We start from the raw sequence: 20,857 nt of genomic DNA, 5'->3' as shown, positions 1-20,857 counted from the left end.
GGATTATGAACAAAAACGCTATTTTATTAGAAAAGGAGAATGGAAATGAATACAGTGACTATTAAATTTGGACAAGGTATATCAGCGTGGAAGGATGCACAAGAAGTATTAAAAATACTACAAGAAAAAGGTTACAAAGTACAACCCTACGAAGAAATCGGAACTGTTAATTTAACTAAGGAAATTAAAATGGAAGAAATATTAGTACAAGGAAACATAACTGAAGATTTAAAAAGATTAGGGGTTAATGCTACACGAACATACGGTGACGAAACAACATCATATCAAGTATATGAAGTTTCGGATGAGGATTTTAAGATACTGAGTGATGATGCAAGCAAAAGAGATACGGATGATGGTCATTGGGAAAGCGGCGGTTGGCGTTGGTGTGAGGGAAGTAATCAAGGTATACCGAATGTCACGATAACGGTTAATAATCAAAGGCTATTTTGTTGGGCGGAAGAAGTTAATGACGGTGAGGGACCATATTTTAATGGTTGGCATGTTAATTTGCTAGAATATCTCGATATAGAAAAAGGATGTACATCTTTTAAAAATGTATGTGCCCTAACTAAAGATCTAGCAAAACATAACAATATGACAATGGCTGAATTATTCAGAAAGTATCAAGGGTGGGATAAAGAAAACTAAACAAAAACTTCATTTTAATAGAAAAGGAGAATAAAAAATGAACTTAAAGGAGTACGTCGTTTATAAAGGTGAATCATTCGTATGTATTGGAACTGCAAAGGAATGCGCTCAACATATGGGTGTACTTCCTGCAACAGTTCGTTATTATACAACACCAACTTATCAAAGGAAGTTAGCAAAGCGAAAGAGAGCTAGGAATTACTTAACTGTTACGGTTCTTGATGAAGATTAGTATAAAAATTTCATTTTGTAGAAAAGGGGAAATTAATATGAAGAATCTTAATTTTAAGATATTAAGCAAGTTAAGAATTATTAATAAGAAGCCAGAAACCGTAATAAACCTATCTCGAAAAGAGGATGAAGTGACTGTTGATTTAGGGCAAATAATTATTACTGGAACACCTGAAAATATCAATACTTTCATAATTGGAATGACTGAAATGCCTCATTTGAATAGAAAGTGAGGTTAGGAAAATGTACTGTAAACCGATAAATAAACAAGATTGTAAAACGTTTGATGACCACGTTAGGAGGTTAACAGATATTTTTCTAGATTGTGGAAGCTTTCAAGTGTTAGAAATGGAAACAATTAAAATTTGTAAAGAAAATGATTTTGATGTTCATGAAATGGTGAAACAAGTTCAATGGATGATTGAGGATTTGAAATAGGAGGTAGAGGAATGAATAGATATAAAAAGGTTTTACATTTAATGTCTTTGATTGAATTCGTTGAAGGTGCAAATATTGAATTTAATTATTTTGATGAATGGTCAATTGAAAAAATCGATAAAGAAATCGAATTTTATGAATATGTTTCTGAAAAATAGGAGTTATAGGAATGGAAAAGGTTAATTTTCATTTCTCACGAAAAAACGGCTCTATATAATAAGGAAATTAAACGTTTAAATTAATTTCGAATGTAATAGGTCTTGGACAATATAAAACGTCTAAAAACGTGTAATAACACTGTATAAAATGATTCATCGGTTTGAGGTGAAAATGCAAGGGGGAAAAACGATGAAAAAGCTTAAAAAACGGAAAATAAAGAAGGCGATTGCTCGTAGAGGTAAATTATTTGATAAACAAAGAACGAATGATGCATGGAGAAATATATTTGTACAAGCTGGCATCCTAAAATAAGTGAGGTGGCATACACATTGGAATGGTTAAAAGATTATCATAAATTAGAAGATGAAATTATCTACTTAGAAAATGATTTAGATAGAAGTAAGCGCGAACTAAAAAGATGGGTGTATGGCGACTTGCAAGAAGTTCGATTAACTGAAGGTTCAGAAGGCGGGAAACTGGAAGATCGTATTGCTGTACGTGAACATGACTTAGCTCACAAAATGAACGACATGTTTGATTTCAAAAAGGTAATCAGTACATTCCACGGTTTGGAACATAAGATTATGTATGGTAAGTATGTGGAAGGCAAGACATTGGAAAAGCTTGCTGAAGAGTTAGATTATAGTCCACGATACATTTATAACAAACACGCACAAATAAAGCGTATGATTGAATATGCTCAGAAGTTAAGTTAACAAAATGTTAAGTTCACTTCAGTTCATGTTAACTATTGCAAAAAGGGTTTATAGTAATAACATAAAGAATTAACGGAAGGGCAACTGAACGAAACGGTTGCTCTTTTGTTTATGAGTGGATATTAAAATATCACGTACCGGAATATAAATAGAAGAGATAAAGATGGTGATTAGGGAATGGGTTGGGTAGACTTCTTCGGAATTCTAATATGGATAATCATCCTTTACATGTATTATCGATATGTTACAAAATAAATGAACGAAAATATAGTTAGTTAACAAGGTGAAGTTTATGCATAGCAAATTAGCTATTGACAGTGAAAACACCTATAAATACAGCAATGTATGAAATTTGCATACAATTACATTTAATTACAAATTAAACAATAAAATAGGTAAAACGGGGAAATGACTGATATCACTACATTCCGAGAAAATATCTTGTTTACATAATTTTTTATTATCGGAAGTTAATGTTAAGTTTACTTTCCATTCTTACAGATAATAGGATGTTGTGTTCATTCATTTCCCTGTATAAATTAAATCAGACTACAAAATTATTAAAATAAGATTCTTTTAGCATCCATTCGGGTGCTTTTTATTTTGGAGGAGGATGAAAGATGAAATTTAAAACGCAATTAGAATGTATGGACAATGAGTGTCGTACCGTGATGTTTGGACATTTTTTAGATGGGATGAGATGTGTCAAGTGTGGCGGACCAGCAACACCTAAACCTTATAATCCGGTTAAGAAGCAAACTGATCAAAGTACAACTAGTGAATTAGCAATTCAGGTGAATGTTGATACGACTGAAGCATTGAAACAAATGAAGGAATTAACAAACGTAGCTTATGCATGTGTGGAAGCATTTGAGAAGTTGGATAAGGTTATGGGTAGGTTTACTAATAAGAATGAATTAAAAGATATACAGATCAGTACTGCATTAGATGGAAAGATTATAGCGGAATCTATAGATTCTATTAAATGTCGAGCGATTAAGGAGTGAAGATAGATGGACAGTGTTTTAAACGGTAAGATTGCTGCACTTGGTCTTATGCCTATTGATAAGAAAGCATATATCAAATACCTTAAACCACTTGAAAAAGCACACAAAAAGTCTGGAATAGATGTTAAGTATTACAAGCTGTATGGCGGGAAACCTATGTTTTATTCTGTGGAATATCTCATGCAAACATCAATAAAAGAATTACTGGAAAAAGATAAATGGAGAAAAGATTTAAGTGTAAGGGGTGAGTAGATGGATGGTGTATATGAACAGAAGGCTGAATCTAAAAGTGTAACAGAATTATTAGCTAAGTTCTCAACCGAGGATCTTATTGAAGCCTTAAAGCTAAAGCAAGATGTACAAATCAATCATACAACAAAAGAAACATGGGCTATTAAATACGATTTAACTAAAGTAAAGAAGTATTGTTTGCTTATTAACAATTGTAATCCAGCTTACATTGAAAGCTATAAAAGAATCTTAGAGTTGGAACAACACTTATATTCTGGTGGTTGTGAATGAATATATTCTTACACAATGTAATCGGTGTAAATGAAGCTGCATCTATTCTTAATGTATCACCTGGTCATATTAAGAACTTATGCGCTGAAGGAAAGATTGTAGCAAAGAAGATTGGTAAGACGTGGGTGATTGATAAATCAAGGTTAAAAGGAGTGAGGTAGATGTTATGGCTATTAGCTTATCTTATTGTCGGGCTACTATATACAACAATCAGGTTATATCCATCGATATGTGAGGTTGCATATAAGAATGTGGACGATGCTGTATGGTTGATAGCGACAATTGTTATATCAATTGCTGTTATCTTCTTTTTAATTCCATTCTGGATTATCCTGTTAGCTCTTGATATAGCTAAGTTGTTTTATAAACAAAGAGGTAAGCTTCATGAATGAATATAAAACCAGACAACAGAAGCGTAAGTTCTATGACAGTGGTGAGTGGAAGAGGATACGTGAGCAAGTAAAGAAGAGAGACTCTTATGAGTGCCAGGAATGTAAACGCAATGGTCGAGTACAAACAGATACCAATGAGTACAGTGAGAGTGCAAAGCGTAAGAAGATTCAACTTATTGTCCATCATATAAAAGAACTAGAACATCATCCAGAACTTGCATTAGAAATAGATAACTTAGAAACAGTCTGTGTGGATTGTCATAATAAAGAACACGGTAGAGTGTTTGTAAAAAAGATAAACAAATGGGAAAACGATGAAAAGTGGTAAAAATGATTCGATAATAACACCCCCCCTTAAAAAATTTCATCAAAAAATGCTCTAAGGGGCACCGGAGGAGGGGGTTAACTGTCGAGTTTTTTTACTAAATTTACGCACGTAAGGGGGGTGGTGACTGTGAAGAACAAAGCGAAAGTAAAAAGAGAACTATTAAATCGAATAGATGAAGAAAATAGCATTCAAGTTGAGAAGGTTGAGAGGTATTTAAACCTCTTAGAATTGTACTATCAATTGGATGAAGCTATTGAAGAGTTTGGGACAATGATTACTACAATTAACGGATCGCAAAAGTTCACCAAACCAAACCCAGCGATTGCGGAGAAAAATAAAATTAACAGTTCATTAATTGCATTAGGAAAGGATTTAGGATTAGATTTTAATCCTCCTAAGACTGATAATTCTAATACTGGATATAGCAAAAGTGATTTAACATGATTAAGCAAAAGTATGTGGAAGAATACATTGAGCTTTATCGTTCAGGAAAGGTAAAGTTCAACAAAGAAAGAGAACTGTTAATTAATTATCTAGAAAAATATGTTTTAAACAGAGAAGATTTGTATTTTGATGATGAAATGATTCAGGATTGTATCAACTTCGGTGAGAAGTGGTATTTTCCTTTGCAACCATTTCAAAAATTCTTAATAGCATTCGTTTTTTTACTTTATAAGAAGAATGGCCGTGTATTTTATCGCAAGTTCTTGTGGATGTTAGGGCGCGGTGGCGGTAAAAACGGTTTAATATCAGTTATCGCTCATTTTTTAATTAGTGAATTACATGGAATACCTGAATATAACATATCTGTTGTTGCAAATAGTGAAGAACAAGCGAAGACAAGCCCTGATGAAGTAAAGAAAACAGTTCGCAGACATGAAACGTTAAAAAAGGCTTTCAAAGCAACTGAAACACAAACTACTTCAAGAGCTACTGCAAGTGTATTGAAGTTTAGAACATCAAACGGAGATACAAAAGATGGTTTGCGAGACGGTGCGGTAGTTTTCGATGAAATACATCGATATGAAAGTAATAAAGATGTCCGCGTCCACATCAGCGGCTTGGGAAAAAGAAAGAATCCGCGTGAGTTTTATATTGGTACAGATGGATATGTACGAGATGGTTTCTTAGATAAATTAAAAGAAAAAGCAATGAAAGTTTTAAGAGGTGAAGCGCGTCCGAACGCTGTTTTCCCCTTTATATGTAAGCTTAATGACGAAAGAGAAGTTGACGATTTAGATAAATGGGAATTCGCAAATCCTATGTTATCAAAGCCATTAAGTGAATATGCTGAAGGCTTATTTGAAACGATGAAGGAAGAATATGAAGATTTAGAAGACGATCCAGACAACAGAATTGAATTCATGACAAAACGAATGAATTTACCTGTGTCAGATTTAGAACGTTCGGTTGCGAAGTGGGAAGAGATTAAAGCAACAAACCGTCCGTTTCCTGATTTGTATGGGCGAGAATGTATTGGAGCCCTAGATTTTGCTAGTATTAGAGATTTCGCTGCTTGTGGGCTTTTATTTAGAGTAGATGGTGAATATGTGTTCAAAACGCATTCTTTTGTTCGTAAAGAATTTGTTGATATTTACTATGGCTACTCTAAAAAAGCGAAAGAATTTAAAAAAGAAAAATATGCACCAATTAGAGAATGGGAAGAACAAGGTTTGTTAACTGTTGTGGATGAACCAACAATTAATCCTCAACATATTGTCGATTGGTTTGTTGAAATGCGTGACTCTTATGGATTGAAGAAAATTATTGCTGATAATTTCCGTATGGAAGCAATAAGACCGTTATTAGAAGCGGAAGGATTCGAAATAGAAGTTATAAGAAATCCTAGAGCAATTCATAGTTTACTAGCACCTCGAATTGAAATGGCATTCGCAAATAAACAAATCGTTTTTGATGATAATCCTATGATGCGTTGGTATACACAAAACGTATTGGTTGTTATTAAAGCCGATGGTAACAAAGTTTATGAGAAGAAAGAGCCGGTTCGTAGAAAGACTGATGGCTTCCAGTGTTTTGTACATGCTCTTTATAGGGCTGATGAAATACAAGAAGTAACTGATTTTGTTATAGGCGACATTAAATTCTAATAAAGGGGGTGATGACAATTGGATGGATCAGTGATGTATTAAACAAAAACAAAGAAATTGCGTTTATGTTTGATGTAGATATGTTCATTGATACAGCGAACAGAGTCCACATGAAGCGACTAGCGATTGATACCTGTATATCATTTTTAGGAAGAACAATTAGTCAATCGGAATTTAGAGTTAAAAATGGTGAAGCATTTGAAAAGAATGAACTTTACTACCGGTTAAATGTTAGACCTAATAAGAATATGACAGCAAGTACATTTTGGGAAAAATTCATTCAGAAGCTTGTTTATGATAATGAGTGTTTAGTTATCCAAGCTGATGATGGTGATTTACTTATTGCTGATGATTTTGAACATAACGAATATGCCGTGTTTGAAGATACTTTTACGAATGTCACAGTAAAAGATTATCAGTTTAAAAGAAGTTTTAAACAAAGTGAAGTTATTCATTTGAGATATCGAAATGATAAGTTATCACCACTTATTGATGGACTCTTTGCTGATTATGGCGACTTATTCGGAAGAATTTTAAGTTCTCAGAAACGAAAAAATCAAATTCGTGGCACGGTTGATATGGATATGATTGGTGCTAAAACACAAGAACAGGTCGATAAGTTACAAAAATTTATAGATGACATGTATCAAGCGATCGGTAAGAAAGATATAGCTATTGTTCCACAACAAAAAGGGATTGAGTACAAAGAAGTTTATAATGGTTCTGCTAATGGCCCTAGTGTGGAAGAAATCAATAAAGTAACTAATGGCTTTCTAAATCAAGTAGCAATGGCTTTTGGTATTCCGACAGCTTTATTATATGGTGAAATGGCTGATGTAGAGAAGCAAACGAAAAATTACATGCTTTTCACAGTGAAACCTTTGCTAAAAAAGATATCAGATGAAGCAAACGTTAAATTTTTTGAAAAAGAAGAGTATCTAAAAGGACAAAGGATTCAAGTAAAAGCTGTTTCTTATCAAAGTATATTTGATTTGGCGGAAAAAATAGATAAATTGATTGCTTCTGGTGTATTTAAAGGAAATGAAATCAGGGTAGAAGTAGACTATGAAATATCGGATGATCCTAACTTGAACAAGCATTATATTACGAAAAACTACGCTGAAATGAATACAGAAGAAGGAGGTGAGAAACAAAATGACGGTGAAAATTGACGTTAAAGGCCCAATTATTTCAAATGATGAAGCGTGGATTTATGATTGGTTTGAAATGGATGCTGCAAGCCCAGGTAAGATTTCAAAAGCGCTTGATGATGCAAATGGCGATGACTTAGTTGTATCAATTAATAGTCCTGGTGGTTATGTACACGAAGGTTCAGAGATTTACACAGCGTTAAAGAATTATCCTGGTCATGTGGAAGTTCAAATTGTTGGTTTGGCTGCAAGTGCGGCTTCTGTTATTGCAATGGCTGCTGATAAAGTCCGAATTTCTCCAACTGCACAAATCATGATTCATAACGCTTCGATGTGGAACGGTGGAGATCATCGTGATATGGAAAAAGCGGCTGAAATGTTGAAAACGACAGATCGAGCAATTGTAAACGCCTATGTCATTAAGAGTGGTAAATCAGAAGAAGAACTACTTAATATGATGGCTGAAGAAACTTGGATGGGTCCACAACAAGCATTAGAAAATAACTTTGTGGATGAAATTATGTTTATGGAGAATCCAGTTAAAATGACAGCTTCAACTACTACTGCTTCCATGCTTCCACAGAAAGTAATCGATGGTTTTAGAAATGGAACAATGAATAAAGGCCAAGGGATTACAAAAGAAGATTTAAACGCTGCACTATTAGGACTAAAAAATGAAATTCTGAATGATTTACAAACAAATACAAATCCAAAAGAGCCTATTCAAGAACCTGTTAATACAAAACAGAATTTGAGTACGCTCTTTTTAAATTTAGGAGGAAAATAAAATATGGTTATTAAATTTAATAATTTTGAAGAAAAGAAACTAGCATTTGCGAAAGCAACACAGGAGGGAACTCCAGAAGAACAAACAGCAGCATTAAATTCTATGATTGGAGCACTTGCTACAGATGTACGAGCAGATATTTTAAATCAAGTAAATGAATCAATGGTAGATCGTTCTATTATGCAGTCTCGTGGCGCTAATGTATTAACAAGTGACGAAATGAAATTCTTTAATGCAGTAGTTGAAGAAGGTGGATTTAAGTCTACTGAAACTTTACCTAAAACAACTCAAGAACGTATTTTTGATGACTTAGTTGAAGATCATCCTTTCTTACAACATATTGGTTTAGAGAATTTAGGTGCAGTAACAGAATTCGTTTACGGAGATCCAGAAGGTGCAGCGGTATGGGGGCCATTATTTGATGGTATTAAAGGTCAATTAAACGCTACATTCCGTAAAGATAGCATTTCACAACTTAAATTAACGGCGTTTATTCCATTAGCAAATGACATGTTGAAACTTGGACCTGTATGGGTAGAACGTTATGTTCGTACAATGATTACAGAAGCGATGAAAGTAGGCTTAGAACGTGGATTTGTAGCTGGTACAGGTAAGAATGAACCTATTGGGTTATTAAAAGATCCAAGTGGAAGTGTTGTTGGCGGAGTGTATCCAGATAAAAAGCCAGTAGGTACTTTAACATTTGAACCAGGTCGTAAAACAATCAACGAATTAAAAGGCGTTGTTAAATTGTTAGCTAAAAAATTAAATGCTGATGGTTCAGACGCAGATCGACCAAAAAATATTGCTGGTAAAGTAGTTATGGTAACTAATCCGTTTGATACTTTTGATATTCAGGCAAACGCGACAATTCAAAATGCGGCCGGAGTATATGTAACTAGCTTGCCATTTAACCCAATCCTTACAGAATCAGTGTTTGTACCTCAAGGAAAAGTATTATTCTTTGTTAAAGGTCAATATGTTGCAGCAATGGGTGGAACAGAGCCAATCAAGAAGTATGAAGAAACATTAGCTTTAGAAGATGCAACTGTTTATATTGCTAAACAATATGCTACAGGTAAACCGAAGGATAAATACACTTCACAAGTTTATACACTGAAACTTGAAGAAGTAACGCCACCGACACAAGGATGATGTGAATGGAAACAGTAATTTCAGATGTAGTATTACAAGAATTTAAAGATAGGATGCACTTAGGGGCTGAGGAAGATGATAACCTAAAGCGCATCCTTTCTACGTCTAACAAGGCATTACTTAGGGTTTGTGGGAATTATGATTTAAATAAAGACGAGGAGTTCAAAGAATTAGTCTTTGAACGTTCTCGTTATGTCTATAACGATGCATTAGAGTATTTTGACAAGAATTTTTTAAGTCAGATTAATAGTTTAGGTATCGATAAAGCATTAGAAGAAATTAAATTGGACGGTGATTAATATGCGTCCTTTTCAGTATAAAAAACCACTGAATACAGGCGATTGTAGAAATCGAATTATCATTGAACAACCTGAAGTAATAAAAGATGAATTAAATCAAGAAGTTGAAACAGGTAATTGGCAAGAAGTAAAAAAAGCATGGGCAATGATAAAAACGGTAAAAGGTTCGGAGTACATTGAAGCTTCAGCATCACAATCTACACGGATTTATCGGTTTGTGACGCCTTATACAGCAGGTATTACAGAATTAATGCGAATCAATATGAAAGGTCGTATCTTTGATATTATCGAACCGCCAATGAATGATGATGAAATGTATCAAACATTGACTATTATCGCAAAGGAGCATATTTGATATGAATGATTTTGCGAGCGAACTTGCTAGAGAATTGCAAAGATATGCAAATGTTGTGGAAGAAGAATTACTGACAGCGCAAGAAGAAGTTGCTGATGTTGCTGTAGAAAAATTAAAGCAAGGTAGTCCTAAAAAAACAGGGGCATATCGTAAAGGATGGCGTAAGAAAAAAGAAGGTAATAGTGTTGTCGTCCACAATTCACAAGGACAATTAACGCATCTTTTAGAAAATGGACATGCGAAAGTCGGGGGTGGGCGTGTTCCGGCACAAGTTCATATCCTTCCAGTTGAACAGTATGTAATTGATGAGTTGCCAAGACGTATCGAAAGGGCGGTTCAACAATGACATTAGTTGAATTAACAAAAATTCTTGAAGCTACAGGTTATCCTGTGGCTTATTCGCATTTCACAGCAACACCAGGTAATCCTGTGCCAAGTCCTCCATATATTTGTTTCCTTGTGGATGGATCAGCAAACCTAATGGCAGATAACAAGGTTTATCACAAAATAAATGATGTAAATATTGAGCTTTACACTACTAAAAAAAATTTAGTTGTAGAAGCCAAACTTGAAAAAGTTCTAGACGATCATGAGATTCCTTATGACTCACCGATTGAAGGAATTATTGAATCTGAAAATATGTATCAGAAAATATATGAAATGAGGTTGATATAAATGCTTAAAGAAAATAAAGTTACGTTTGGTTTAAAGAATGTACATTATGTCCCATTTGATACTCAAGATTTTTTAGTAAAGTTTGCGACACCTATTCCATTGCCTGGTGGGGTTGAACTAACATTTGAGCCGCGTGGTGATTTAATTGAATTCTATGCAGATGACATGCTTTATTACGCAGCAAGTAATAACCAAGGTTACGATGGAACATTAAATATTGCCACTATTCCAGAGCAATTTGCTATTGATGCGTTAGGCGAACAATTAGATGAGACAGATGGTGTATTAAATGAATTAGCTGATGCTAAAGGGAAACCATTTGCATTACTATTTGAATTCGATGGCGATGTAAATGCTACTCGACATGTTATGTATAACTGTGCAGCGAGTCGTCCAACAATTGCATCTAAAACAAAAACAAATTCAGCTGAACCAAATACAAATGAACTGAAGTTTGTTTCTAGTCCAATCGTTTTAGCTCCTGGTGGAAGACCAATGGTTAAAACAAAAACAACATCTAAAACAACTCAAGCAATTTATGATAATTGGTACAAAGAAGTATATGTTAAAAAACCAGCAGCACCAAAAGGAGCGTAATAGTAAATGGAAAAGACAATTACAGTAGATGGTCAAGATATTCGTTTGAAAAGTACAGGAGGAACACCAGTCCGATTTAAAGCGCAATTTGGAAAGGATTATTTTGCACAACTTCTCAAGTTAGCACCACTTGGGAAAATCGATATGGAAAATCTAGATCCAAGTAAGTTAGATAGTGTGGATTTCGAAGTGTTTTATAATCTTGTTTGGACTATGGCGAAAACAGCTGATCCAAAGATACCAGAACCGATGGTATGGTTAGATTCATTTGATGAATTTCCGATCATTGAAATCTTAGAAGATATTCAAGATATGATAGCTTCCACAATTCAATCTAAAAAAAAGTTGTAGATAGTAATAATAGTCAACAAGGAGCGAATCAGGGTGATGTATTCACCACTGAGACGTTCCTTGTTTTGTGTTATAAATGCAAACTTACAAAGGCTGATTTAGAGGATATGACGATTGGTATGTGCCTTGATTATATCGATGAATATTTAGAAATGCAGAAACCACCACAAGAAAAAACACGTAAAGCAACGCAAGCAGACTTTAATAGTTTCTAAAGAAGAGAGGTGAGAAAATGGCAGGAAAAATTAAAGGAATTACGATAGAAATTGGCGGGAATACTCAGCCGTTACAAAATGCTTTAAAAGATGTAAATAAACAAAGTGATGCTTTGGCTAAAGAATTAAAAGATGTCGAGCGTTTGCTAAAATTTGATCCAGGTAATGTGGAAGTATTAGCGCAAAAACAACAGTTACTTACACAACAGATTGAAAATACAACGCAAAAACTAGATAAGTTGAAAGCAGCGGAACAACAAGTACAAGCTCAATTTCAAAACGGTAAAATTTCTGAAGAACAATATCGTGCATTCAGGCGTGAAATTGAATTTACAGAAGGATCGCTTAATGGTCTGAAAAATAAACTTGGAAACATGAAAGCTGAGCAAGAGAATGTAGCGAGTTCAACAAGGCAATTAGAAACATTATTTAGAGCTACAGGTAAAAGTGTTGATGATTTTGCAGGAGCGTTAGGAAATCGTCTTGTGAATGCAATTAAAAGTGGCACGGCTACCAGTAGGCAGTTAGATCAAGCCATTGGTCTTATTGGTCGTGAAGCATTGGGAGCGGAAGCTGATATTGAAAAATTACAACGTGCGCTTCGTTCTGTTGATGATGGTAATTCAATACAACAAGTTCGAAATGATTTAAGGGACCTTTCACGTGAAGCTGAAAGAGCAGGGAAAAGCTTCAAAGAATTAGATATCGGTTTAGAAAATATGTTAGGCGGAGCGATGGCGGCTGGGGGCATCTCAGGTGTAATTGAAAAGGCTCTTGATACTTCAAAATTAAAAACGAAAATTGATGTAACTTTTGAAGTCCCAGCATCATCTAAGAAATCAGTTGAACAAGCGGTTCGAGGAATCGAAGCATATGGTGTAGATGTGGAAGAAGCTCTTGAAGGAACTCGTAGACAATGGGCTTTAAATAAAACAGTTGGTGATGAAGCGAATGCAGCAATTGTAAAGGGAGCAGCCGCAATATCAGCTTCTTATGCAGGTATTGATTTTACCGAATTAATCCAAGAAACCAATGAAGTTGGTAGTGAATTGGGGATAACCAATGATAGTGCGCTAGCTTTAACAAATGCCTTATTAAAAATGGGATTCCCCCCAGAACAGTTAGATATCATTGCTGAATATGGCGGGCAGTTAACACGAGCTGGGTATACAGCTGAAGAAGTACAAGCGATTATGGCAGCTGGGGTAGATACAGGAACCTGGAATTAGATTATAGTTCCCTTGTATGGCGACATACAATGAAAAACTCCTTTAATTCAGTGAAACTCTCAAGTGAGACAATACTGAGCGAAGCCTTTTAATTAAGGAACGTGCAACGACTAGTCGAAAGACGTAGGGTGTAAGCAAATGACACTCGAAACGGGGAGCAACTCGAGTAGTTGAAGATATAGTCTAATCTATGCGGTGACGTATAGCAGTTCATGAGAGAACGGGCGTGACTTTGCGAATCACGTTGAATGTAAATGATCGATAATCTCTTAGATGGTTTGAAAGAAGGGCGTATTAAAGCAGCTGAGTTTGGTAAAGAAGTCGATAAATCAATGAAGGAATCCCTTGAAGGTACGAAAATTTCAGCCGATCAATTACAAAAATGGGGACAATCTGTAGCAAAAGGCGGTAAAGAAGGTTCAGCCGCTATGACAGATATCGCTAAAGCTTTAAATCAGATTGAGGATGAAACCAAGCGGAATGAGATTGGTGTAAAACTATTCGGGACCATGTTTGAAGACCAAGGACAGAATATTATAGATACGCTTTTAAATGCTAAAGATAAGGTCATTGATTTAAACGTAAGTCAAGAAGAGTTAAATGCCATGATAAAGAAAATGGATGCAAGTCCAGCTGTGAAGTTCCAAAAAGCAATGGGTGACTTAAAAATGGCACTTGAGCCACTTTTGGGTATTGTAGCTAATATTATCGGAGCTTTTGCAAGTTGGGTTTCAGCACATCCAGCATTAGCCGCAGCATTAACAACGGTTGCTGTAGCATTAGGAATATTAATTGGAGCTTGCATGGCTCTAGCTCCGGTATTTGTCACCTTATCCAGTATAGCCGGAATAGTAGGTGTAAGTATTGGGGCTGTTGCTGGTCCAGTTGCATTGGTAGTTGGAGGATTAATAGCGGCCACTGCAGCTATAGCAGGAGTAGTCGTGTGGATGAAACATTTATGGCAGGCAAATGAAGGTTTCAATAATAGTCTATCTGGTGTGATTACTAGTATACAGAACTTTATTGGGATTCTTATCGCTTTAGGTAAGTATCTATTTACTACAGCGGCTGAAGGAGATCATATGAATCAATGGGTAGGTTATCTACCTGAGAGTTTTCAAGCCGCAGCGGAGAAAATTGGCTTAGCTGTTGTTAAAATACGTGACGCTTGTCTACATCTTTTTGATGCTATAAAAGCGGTATTTTCAGGAGATTTTAGCCAATTAGGAGAGATTTTTAAAACAATTGGTCCTTCTATAGCGGGGGCAATTATCGGTGGTCTTCCTGGTGTCCTTGTTTCTGTATCTCGTTATTTACCAGCGATTGCAGAATATTTGAATGCAAATTCAGGAATTATTCTTGAAACCATAACAAATATATTTACCAATATAGCTAATTTCGTAACAACAGCATTACCGCAATTTCTTGAAGCTGGATCTCAAATGATTTCAAGTCTTGTGAATGGTTTGGTTGTAGCGGCTCCAATTATTCTTGAAGCCATTGTTGGAATCATTAATACGATTTCGCAAATGATTGTAACTTATCTTCCTATAATCGTTCAAACAGGAATCCAAATTATTCAAACCTTAATTTCTGGAATTGTACAAGTCTTACCTACTCTTATAGAAACTGGTCTTCAATTAATTATGACTTTAATTAATGGAATTATGCAGATGATTCCGCAATTAATACCAATAGCTGTAACGATTATAGAAACTATTATTAATGGAATTATGTCATTTTTACCTCAGTTAATTGAAATAGGAATAAATTTATTAGTTTCATTAATCACAGGTATTACACAAGCATTACCTATGATCGCTTTAGCAATTATTACCGTCATTACAACTTTGATTGAAGCAATTACATCAAATCTACCAAAGATTATTGAAGCTGGTGTAAAAGTATTAATTAGCTTAATAGATGGAATCATTAAAATGTTACCGCAATTAATAGATTTAGCGATAAATCTTATAACGAAAATAGCAGATACATTACTAGCAAACTTACCTAAAATAATTGAATCCGGTATAAAAATTCTAATGGCTATTATCGATGGGATTGTGAAAGTCTTACCGCAACTTATTAATGCAGCCTTAGATTTAATTGTTAAAATAGCATCCACATTAATCGCTAACTTGCCAAAGATCCTTGAAGCTGGTATCAATATATTGCTTATGTTAATTGCTGGTATCATAAAAGTTCTACCAGAATTAATAGCCGCAGCATTAAAACTTATTATTACTTTAGCTGGAGAATTAATTAAGAATTTACCAAAAATCCTTGAAGCTGGTGTTCAATTGATTTTGGCTTTAATAAAAGGGATTGTAAGCATGGTAGGACAATTAGGCTCTACAATTGTAACAGATATTATACCGAAGATTGTTGATACTTTAAGAAAAGTTGATTTAATTAAGATAGGGAAAGACATTATAAGTGGTCTGATTGACGGTCTTGGTAGTATGGCTGGAAAAGTAATGGACAAAGTTAGATCAATTGGTAACAGCATTTTAGATGGTTTTACTGGATTCTTTGATATTCACAGTCCATCACGTGTGATGCGTGATAAAGTTGGTAAACATATTGGTAGTGGTCTTGCAGTCGGTATTCAACAATCTTCAGGTGGGGTTCTTCAAGTAGTACAAGACCTATCAAATTCTGTATTTGGTATTCTAGAAAACACCTTAAATGCATTTAATCGTTCAAATATGAATGGAATGATGAATAATAATCCACTTCAAAAATACTTTGAAGCAATATTTGAAGACGGTGATTATCTAAATGACTGGATTACACATTTACCAGTGGACATGAGAGATGCATTGAAAGCAGTTGGTAAAGAACTAGAGGGTTATGATGTTAATAGCGGTATGAGTGCTGATAACCCTGTAGCACGTTATATACGTAGTGTGTTAGAGAGTGGCAATCCATTTCAAGAAATATTAGAAGAGGAATTTGTAGAATCCGGAAAGTGGCTAGAAATCGGTAAAAAAGTTGCTGGATTTAGAGAACAAATTTTTAAAGATTTCTATAATGATCCGAATTTAAATCCAAATAAAGATAACATGTTATCCTCCGCATTTGAAAACATCTTTAATACTGTGAATAATACTTTTAAACAGTTTAGTCATATGGGTAACAGAGCTGGGAAAAGTATTGGGGATGGACTTGCGGAGGGAATGAAGAATTCAATAGGGATTATTAATCAAGCTTCTAAAACAATGAGTGCAGCGGCAGTACCAACAGTTAATGTAGGCAATTTAGGGGCGCAAGCTAATGGATTGTATCAAACTCAAGGAATAAATGGTGAATTTGCGGTTCCAGGTGGTGGATTAGCAATTGAAGTGCCTGTTAATTTAGATGGACGAGAAGTTGCACGTGGTACTTATCGATACACAACTGAATATCAAGATAGAGAAAACAAGAGAAACTCAGCCTTTTAGGTTTGGGTTTCTTTTATTTTATAAAGAAACGGGGTGTCAAAATGAGCTCTTTTACATTCAACAATCAACGAAAAGAATATATCCAAATAGAAAAAGGATGGAGCCCACCAACATGGGCACCTCTAAAACGTAATTTCTTAAAAATACCTGGATATCCAGGCGCAAGATTATTAGGAACGGATACAGATCCTCGTCCACTTCCTGTCCCTGTAGGAATTATCGTTCCAGATGGAACAGATTTAGAAACATTAAAAGAAGAAATAGCAGCATGGTTAATTACAGAAGAAGCAGTTGAGCTAGTATTTGATGCAACCCCTGATAGAACATATTTAGCTATAATTGATGAGGATTTTAATCCTGATGATTTCGTTACTTTAGGTAAAGGTACTTTGAATTTCGTTTGTCCAATGCCATATAAGTTAGGGCCTACTAAAACAGTAGAATTTGAAATGGATGGGCGTGGGTTAATAGCAAATATTCAAAACAAAGGTAGTGTAGAATCTAATCCAATTATAGAAGTTGAAGTAACAAAGCCTTCCACATTTCTTGATGTATGGAATGGAGACAATTATTTTCGTATCGGATGGCCGCTTAGCGTAAATCAGATACCTGTCGAAAGAAATCAGCGGGTAATGTGGGATGAAATGTCTACCACTATAGGATGGACGGATGTTCCGAGTGCAGAAGATATGGTAGGGGGCGGGGCTTTTAAAGTAGATGCAGGCTCACGCCTAGTTCCGGTTTATTTAGGTGAAACAAATATAAAAGGATGGCATGGTTGCATAGCTAAAAAGAACATCCCACAAGGCCCGCTACAAGATTTTATTATGCAGGCGTATGTTGGGGTAAGAAGCTCTCACCCCGATCAAATGGGGCGTGTTGAAATAGGTTTGTTAGATGAAAATAGCGACTATGTGGCTCGTATTTCTATGAATGATGTTCATTGGCAAGCAGAACAGAATACAGGGTTCGCTAAGCTTGGTAACAAAAAGAAACCAAACAGCGAGCAAGTGCTTATAAATGAACCTGGAGATCATCCTACTACATGGAATCAATATCGTGGTCGATTATGGTTAGCACGTACCGGCAATAGATGGGAAGCTTATATTTCTAAGTTTTTATGGAATACCGAAAAGGATGATTCGGAACGCTTTGTCGTGTGGGAAGATGAAAACAATATGAATATGGATAAAGTGGCACAAGTTCAAATAAGCATCAGTCAATTTTCGGATAACATGTTTTGTACAGACATGAGCATCGATGACTTAAAAATTTGGAAAGTCAATATGAATACCCAAGATAATCCGCCTTATATTTTTGATGTTGGAGATAAAGTAGTTATTGATACCGAGCGAAGCCTTGTATCAATCAATGGTAAAAAGGCGATTAATCTAAAAGATATATTCAGTGATTATCCAGTTGTTAACAAAGGATTAAACAAGCTTGAAATTATGCCTTCCGATGTGGGAATAGCCAAAATAACGTATAGGGAGCGATTTAGATGAGAACACCAAGCGGAACATTACATGTTGTTGATTTTAAAACGAGTCAAATCGTTTCTAATATACAAACAAAAGATTATTGGGATGATAAACGACATTGGGAAATTAAGAACAATATAGATACATTAGAATTTAAAGTGTTTGATAATACGGAACATGCAGCTACACTCATGCAGCAAAATTTAGTATTAAAAGAAGTGCGTGACGGGCGTATCGTTCCGTATGTTATTACTGAAACCGAAAAGGATTCTAATGATAGATCAGTCATTGCTTATGCATCTGGTGAATGGATTCAACTTGCGAAAGCTGGCATTATTACTCCACAGAAGGTGGAAGGTAAAACAGTAAATGAGTTTATTGATATGGCTCTTGTAGGTACGAAGTGGAAAAGAGGAAGAACAGAATACGTTGGTTTCCACACAATGACAATTGATGAATTCATAGATCCACTGAAATTTTTAAAAGATATCGCTTCTTTGTTCGAGTTAGAAATCCAATACCGTGCTGAAGTAGTTGGTTCTCAAATTGTCAGTCGCTATGTGGACATGGTAAAGAAACGCGGTCAAGAAACAGGGAAAGAAGTAACACTTGGCAAAGATTTAGTGGGAATTAAACGTGTTGAGAACTCACAAAACATTTGTACAGCATTACTTGGTTTCTCCAAAAAAGAAGGAGACGGATTTATTACAATTACTGACATAAATGACGGTATTCCTTATCTTGTGGACAGTGATGCTTTCCAACGATGGAACGAACGTGGGCAACATAAATTTGGATTTTATACACCAGAAACAGAAGGCGATATAACACCGAAACGTTTAATGACTCTTATGAAAACAGAATTAGCCAAACGGATAAATTCCTCTATTTCTTACGATGTTCAAGCACAAAGCATTGGACGTGTATTTGGCCTAGCTCACGAGCTGATTAATGAAGGTGACACAATCCGAATTAAAGATACAGGTTTTACTCCTGAACTGTATCTAGAAGCACGGGCAATCGCTGGTGATGAATCATTTACTGATCCTTCACAAGATAAATATATATTTGGTGACTACCGTGAAATTACCGATCCGAATGAAGAAATGCGAAAATTATACAATAGAGTGCTTGCTTCTTTAGGTAATAAAGCCAATAAAGAACTATTAGAACAACTAGAAAAGTTAGCAGAAGAAGCGAAGGGTACAGCCGAACAAGCTCAAAAAGAAAGTAAAGTAGCAAAGGATATAGCAGAAAAGACTAAAGATTATATGGATCAAAACCTTGTAGATATTATAGAAGGAGCTAATCCACCTACTACTGGTCTTAAACCTAATAAAACGCTATGGCGTGATATTAGTAATGGTAAGCCTGGTATTTTAAAAATATGGACAGGCATAGCGTGGGAACCTGTCGTCCCTGATACAGAACCATTGCAGCAAAGTATTAAAGATGTTAAGAAAGATATTGAAATAGCTAAAACGGAGCTAAATCAAAAGGTTCAAAGTGTGGAAAGTAAAGCACAAGAAATAGCTGGACAAATAGTGGATGTTCAAAAGCAAGTTAATGACAAAGTGGATCAAACCTGGATTGATAATCAGCTGAAAGATAAGGCTGATAAATCTGGTGTTTATACGAAAGATGAAATTAAAGATGGTTTCATAGGTAAACAAATTTATGAAACTGATAAACAAGGGAACGTACAGAAATTCAAGGATATTAATACGTCTATTGGTCAAACGAATGAAGCTCTTACACAGAAAGCGGAGAAGTCTGAATTAAAGAAAACGAATGAAGGTTTATCACAGCTAGAGCAGAAGACAAACGAGATTAAGACAACAGCTGAGGGTACGAAACAAACCCTTACTGAACTTAAAACTAAAGTTGATAATACTGAAATTGGTGTTCGTAATATATTACTAAATAGTCAATTGCCAGCTATTTATTCTAATAATGCACCTATCTATCCAATAGATGTATCTGAACAAACGGAAGGTACAGTTAAGTTTTTAAGGGTTAATAACTCTAAAAAAGGTACAGATACTGTTACGCTTAGTTTGTATAATGGATTTTTACTATCAAACGTATCGGATAACATTGCTGGTAGGCAGGTTACTTTCTCTCACAAAGTTAGGGCATCAAAAGCAATGAGTATGACATTGATGGCACTGTTATATGGTGGCTCAGAATTTCCATTTCCTGATAGAAATAAAACATTTGAAGTTAATGGTAGTTGGGCTACTATATCGACCACTCTTACAATGCCAAGTGACCTGTCTAAATATACTGGAATTAGATTTATCCTTTCAACTCCAACGGTCCAACAAACGGATATTTATGTGGATTTTAGGGAGTGGAAAATCGAGTTTGGAAACAAGCCTACAGACTGGATTCCAGCACCAGGAGATCAAGTAACAACAACTGACTTCACCAAAAAGACAGTAGAAATTGAGACTACTATTAAAGGGATTAACACTACTGTTTCTAATGTTCAAAACGAACAAGGAAAGCTTACGGAACGTATGACGAAATCTGAGCAAAACGCAGATGGATTTAAAACTTCTATT

The 20,857-nt window shown here is 35.2% G+C and carries 28 protein-coding genes and 2 pseudogenes; all 30 read left to right on the top strand.

Annotation, left to right across the window (positions count from 1 at the left end):
- Positions 1 to 39 precede the first annotated feature (39 nt).
- A pseudogene (locus CN409_RS32890) lies at positions 40 to 120 on the top strand (DUF8088 domain-containing protein); the annotation flags it as partial.
- A 69-nt stretch (positions 121 to 189) separates the two neighbouring features.
- Positions 190 to 651: a hypothetical protein gene (locus CN409_RS28395; protein ID WP_141527750.1), complete on the top strand. Its 462-nt coding sequence runs from the start codon at positions 190 to 192 to the stop codon at positions 649 to 651.
- A 37-nt stretch (positions 652 to 688) separates the two neighbouring features.
- Positions 689 to 883, top strand: coding sequence for a hypothetical protein (locus CN409_RS28390; protein WP_097981724.1), 195 nt, complete (start codon positions 689 to 691; stop codon positions 881 to 883).
- Between the two features lie 37 nt (positions 884 to 920).
- Complete coding sequence (locus CN409_RS28385; protein ID WP_097981722.1) at positions 921 to 1,115, top strand: hypothetical protein; 195 nt, start codon at positions 921 to 923, stop codon at positions 1,113 to 1,115.
- Between the two features lie 10 nt (positions 1,116 to 1,125).
- Positions 1,126 to 1,320 (top strand): hypothetical protein, encoded by a 195-nt coding sequence (locus CN409_RS28380; RefSeq protein ID WP_097981721.1) that lies wholly within the window; start codon positions 1,126 to 1,128, stop codon positions 1,318 to 1,320.
- Positions 1,321 to 1,331: 11 nt separating this feature from the next.
- Positions 1,332 to 1,478, top strand: coding sequence for a hypothetical protein (locus CN409_RS32095; RefSeq protein ID WP_170955827.1), 147 nt, complete (start codon positions 1,332 to 1,334; stop codon positions 1,476 to 1,478).
- Positions 1,479 to 1,668: 190 nt separating this feature from the next.
- Positions 1,669 to 1,791 (top strand): DUF3983 domain-containing protein, encoded by a 123-nt coding sequence (locus tag CN409_RS28375; protein WP_097981719.1) that lies wholly within the window; start codon positions 1,669 to 1,671, stop codon positions 1,789 to 1,791.
- The gene (locus tag CN409_RS28370; RefSeq protein WP_097981718.1) at positions 1,752 to 2,195 is read left to right on the top strand and encodes a hypothetical protein; all 444 of its coding nucleotides are present in this window, start codon (positions 1,752 to 1,754) and stop codon (positions 2,193 to 2,195) included. Before CN409_RS28375 ends, CN409_RS28370 begins: the two co-directional genes overlap by 40 nt.
- 620 nt (positions 2,196 to 2,815) lie before the next feature.
- A complete protein-coding gene (locus CN409_RS28365) occupies positions 2,816 to 3,202 on the top strand; it encodes a hypothetical protein (protein ID WP_170955825.1) in 387 nt (128 codons plus the stop codon).
- A 6-nt stretch (positions 3,203 to 3,208) separates the two neighbouring features.
- The gene (locus tag CN409_RS28360) at positions 3,209 to 3,454 is read left to right on the top strand and encodes a hydrolase (RefSeq protein ID WP_097981716.1); all 246 of its coding nucleotides are present in this window, start codon (positions 3,209 to 3,211) and stop codon (positions 3,452 to 3,454) included.
- Positions 3,455 to 3,724 carry a hypothetical protein gene (locus tag CN409_RS28355; RefSeq protein ID WP_097981715.1) on the top strand — a complete coding sequence of 90 codons (270 nt, stop codon included), beginning with the start codon at positions 3,455 to 3,457 and terminating at the stop codon, positions 3,722 to 3,724.
- Positions 3,721 to 3,885, top strand: a complete 165-nt coding sequence (locus tag CN409_RS28350) for a helix-turn-helix domain-containing protein (protein ID WP_097981714.1) — start codon at positions 3,721 to 3,723, stop codon at positions 3,883 to 3,885. Before CN409_RS28355 ends, CN409_RS28350 begins: the two co-directional genes overlap by 4 nt.
- Complete coding sequence (locus CN409_RS28345) at positions 3,886 to 4,116, top strand: hypothetical protein (protein ID WP_000964491.1); 231 nt, start codon at positions 3,886 to 3,888, stop codon at positions 4,114 to 4,116.
- Positions 4,109 to 4,444: an HNH endonuclease gene (locus CN409_RS28340; protein ID WP_097981712.1), complete on the top strand. Its 336-nt coding sequence runs from the start codon at positions 4,109 to 4,111 to the stop codon at positions 4,442 to 4,444. The genes CN409_RS28345 and CN409_RS28340 overlap by 8 nt, the downstream gene beginning before the upstream one ends.
- A 126-nt stretch (positions 4,445 to 4,570) precedes the next feature.
- Positions 4,571 to 4,888 carry a P27 family phage terminase small subunit gene (locus tag CN409_RS28335; RefSeq protein WP_097981711.1) on the top strand — a complete coding sequence of 106 codons (318 nt, stop codon included), beginning with the start codon at positions 4,571 to 4,573 and terminating at the stop codon, positions 4,886 to 4,888.
- Positions 4,885 to 6,552 carry a terminase TerL endonuclease subunit gene (locus tag CN409_RS28330; protein ID WP_097981709.1) on the top strand — a complete coding sequence of 556 codons (1,668 nt, stop codon included), beginning with the start codon at positions 4,885 to 4,887 and terminating at the stop codon, positions 6,550 to 6,552. Before CN409_RS28335 ends, CN409_RS28330 begins: the two co-directional genes overlap by 4 nt.
- 8 nt (positions 6,553 to 6,560) lie before the next feature.
- On the top strand, positions 6,561 to 7,724 hold the full coding sequence (locus CN409_RS28325; RefSeq protein WP_430981349.1) for a phage portal protein: 1,164 nt from the start codon (positions 6,561 to 6,563) through the stop codon (positions 7,722 to 7,724).
- On the top strand, positions 7,708 to 8,490 hold the full coding sequence (locus CN409_RS28320; protein WP_097981706.1) for a head maturation protease, ClpP-related: 783 nt from the start codon (positions 7,708 to 7,710) through the stop codon (positions 8,488 to 8,490). Before CN409_RS28325 ends, CN409_RS28320 begins: the two co-directional genes overlap by 17 nt.
- Before the next feature lie 3 nt (positions 8,491 to 8,493).
- The gene (locus CN409_RS28315) at positions 8,494 to 9,645 is read left to right on the top strand and encodes a phage major capsid protein (protein WP_050843024.1); all 1,152 of its coding nucleotides are present in this window, start codon (positions 8,494 to 8,496) and stop codon (positions 9,643 to 9,645) included.
- A gap of 5 nt (positions 9,646 to 9,650) precedes the next feature.
- Positions 9,651 to 9,944 carry a hypothetical protein gene (locus CN409_RS28310; protein WP_097981774.1) on the top strand — a complete coding sequence of 98 codons (294 nt, stop codon included), beginning with the start codon at positions 9,651 to 9,653 and terminating at the stop codon, positions 9,942 to 9,944.
- A 1-nt stretch (position 9,945) separates the two neighbouring features.
- Entirely contained in the window at positions 9,946 to 10,299 is a 354-nt protein-coding gene (locus CN409_RS28305; RefSeq protein WP_097981773.1) for a phage head closure protein, read from the top strand.
- Position 10,300: 1 nt separating this feature from the next.
- Entirely contained in the window at positions 10,301 to 10,645 is a 345-nt protein-coding gene (locus CN409_RS28300; RefSeq protein WP_097981771.1) for an HK97 gp10 family phage protein, read from the top strand.
- Positions 10,642 to 10,974: a hypothetical protein gene (locus tag CN409_RS28295; protein WP_097981769.1), complete on the top strand. Its 333-nt coding sequence runs from the start codon at positions 10,642 to 10,644 to the stop codon at positions 10,972 to 10,974. Before CN409_RS28300 ends, CN409_RS28295 begins: the two co-directional genes overlap by 4 nt.
- Positions 10,975 to 11,571, top strand: a complete 597-nt coding sequence (locus tag CN409_RS28290; RefSeq protein WP_089148342.1) for a major tail protein — start codon at positions 10,975 to 10,977, stop codon at positions 11,569 to 11,571.
- A 6-nt stretch (positions 11,572 to 11,577) separates the two neighbouring features.
- Positions 11,578 to 11,922 carry a hypothetical protein gene (locus CN409_RS28285; RefSeq protein WP_000415940.1) on the top strand — a complete coding sequence of 115 codons (345 nt, stop codon included), beginning with the start codon at positions 11,578 to 11,580 and terminating at the stop codon, positions 11,920 to 11,922.
- A 65-nt stretch (positions 11,923 to 11,987) separates the two neighbouring features.
- Positions 11,988 to 12,137: a hypothetical protein gene (locus CN409_RS32090; protein ID WP_000338227.1), complete on the top strand. Its 150-nt coding sequence runs from the start codon at positions 11,988 to 11,990 to the stop codon at positions 12,135 to 12,137.
- Positions 12,138 to 12,154: 17 nt separating this feature from the next.
- Positions 12,155 to 13,363 (top strand): annotated as a pseudogene (locus CN409_RS28280) (hypothetical protein); the annotation flags it as partial.
- A 512-nt stretch (positions 13,364 to 13,875) separates the two neighbouring features.
- Positions 13,876 to 16,809 (top strand): phage tail family protein, encoded by a 2,934-nt coding sequence (locus CN409_RS28275; RefSeq protein WP_240518678.1) that lies wholly within the window; start codon positions 13,876 to 13,878, stop codon positions 16,807 to 16,809.
- Between the two features lie 41 nt (positions 16,810 to 16,850).
- Positions 16,851 to 18,314, top strand: a complete 1,464-nt coding sequence (locus CN409_RS28270; RefSeq protein WP_097981764.1) for a distal tail protein Dit — start codon at positions 16,851 to 16,853, stop codon at positions 18,312 to 18,314.
- Positions 18,311 to 20,857, top strand: a 2,547-nt coding sequence (locus tag CN409_RS28265) for a phage tail spike protein (RefSeq protein WP_170955823.1), incomplete at its 3' end; no start/stop codon positions are given. The genes CN409_RS28270 and CN409_RS28265, both read left to right, overlap by 4 nt.

Source organism: Bacillus sp. AFS012607, from assembly GCF_002558005.1.
Classification (GTDB): Bacteria; Bacillota; Bacilli; order Bacillales; family Bacillaceae_G; genus Bacillus_A; species Bacillus_A thuringiensis_S.
This window is presented reverse-complemented; position numbering and strand designations above follow the sequence as displayed.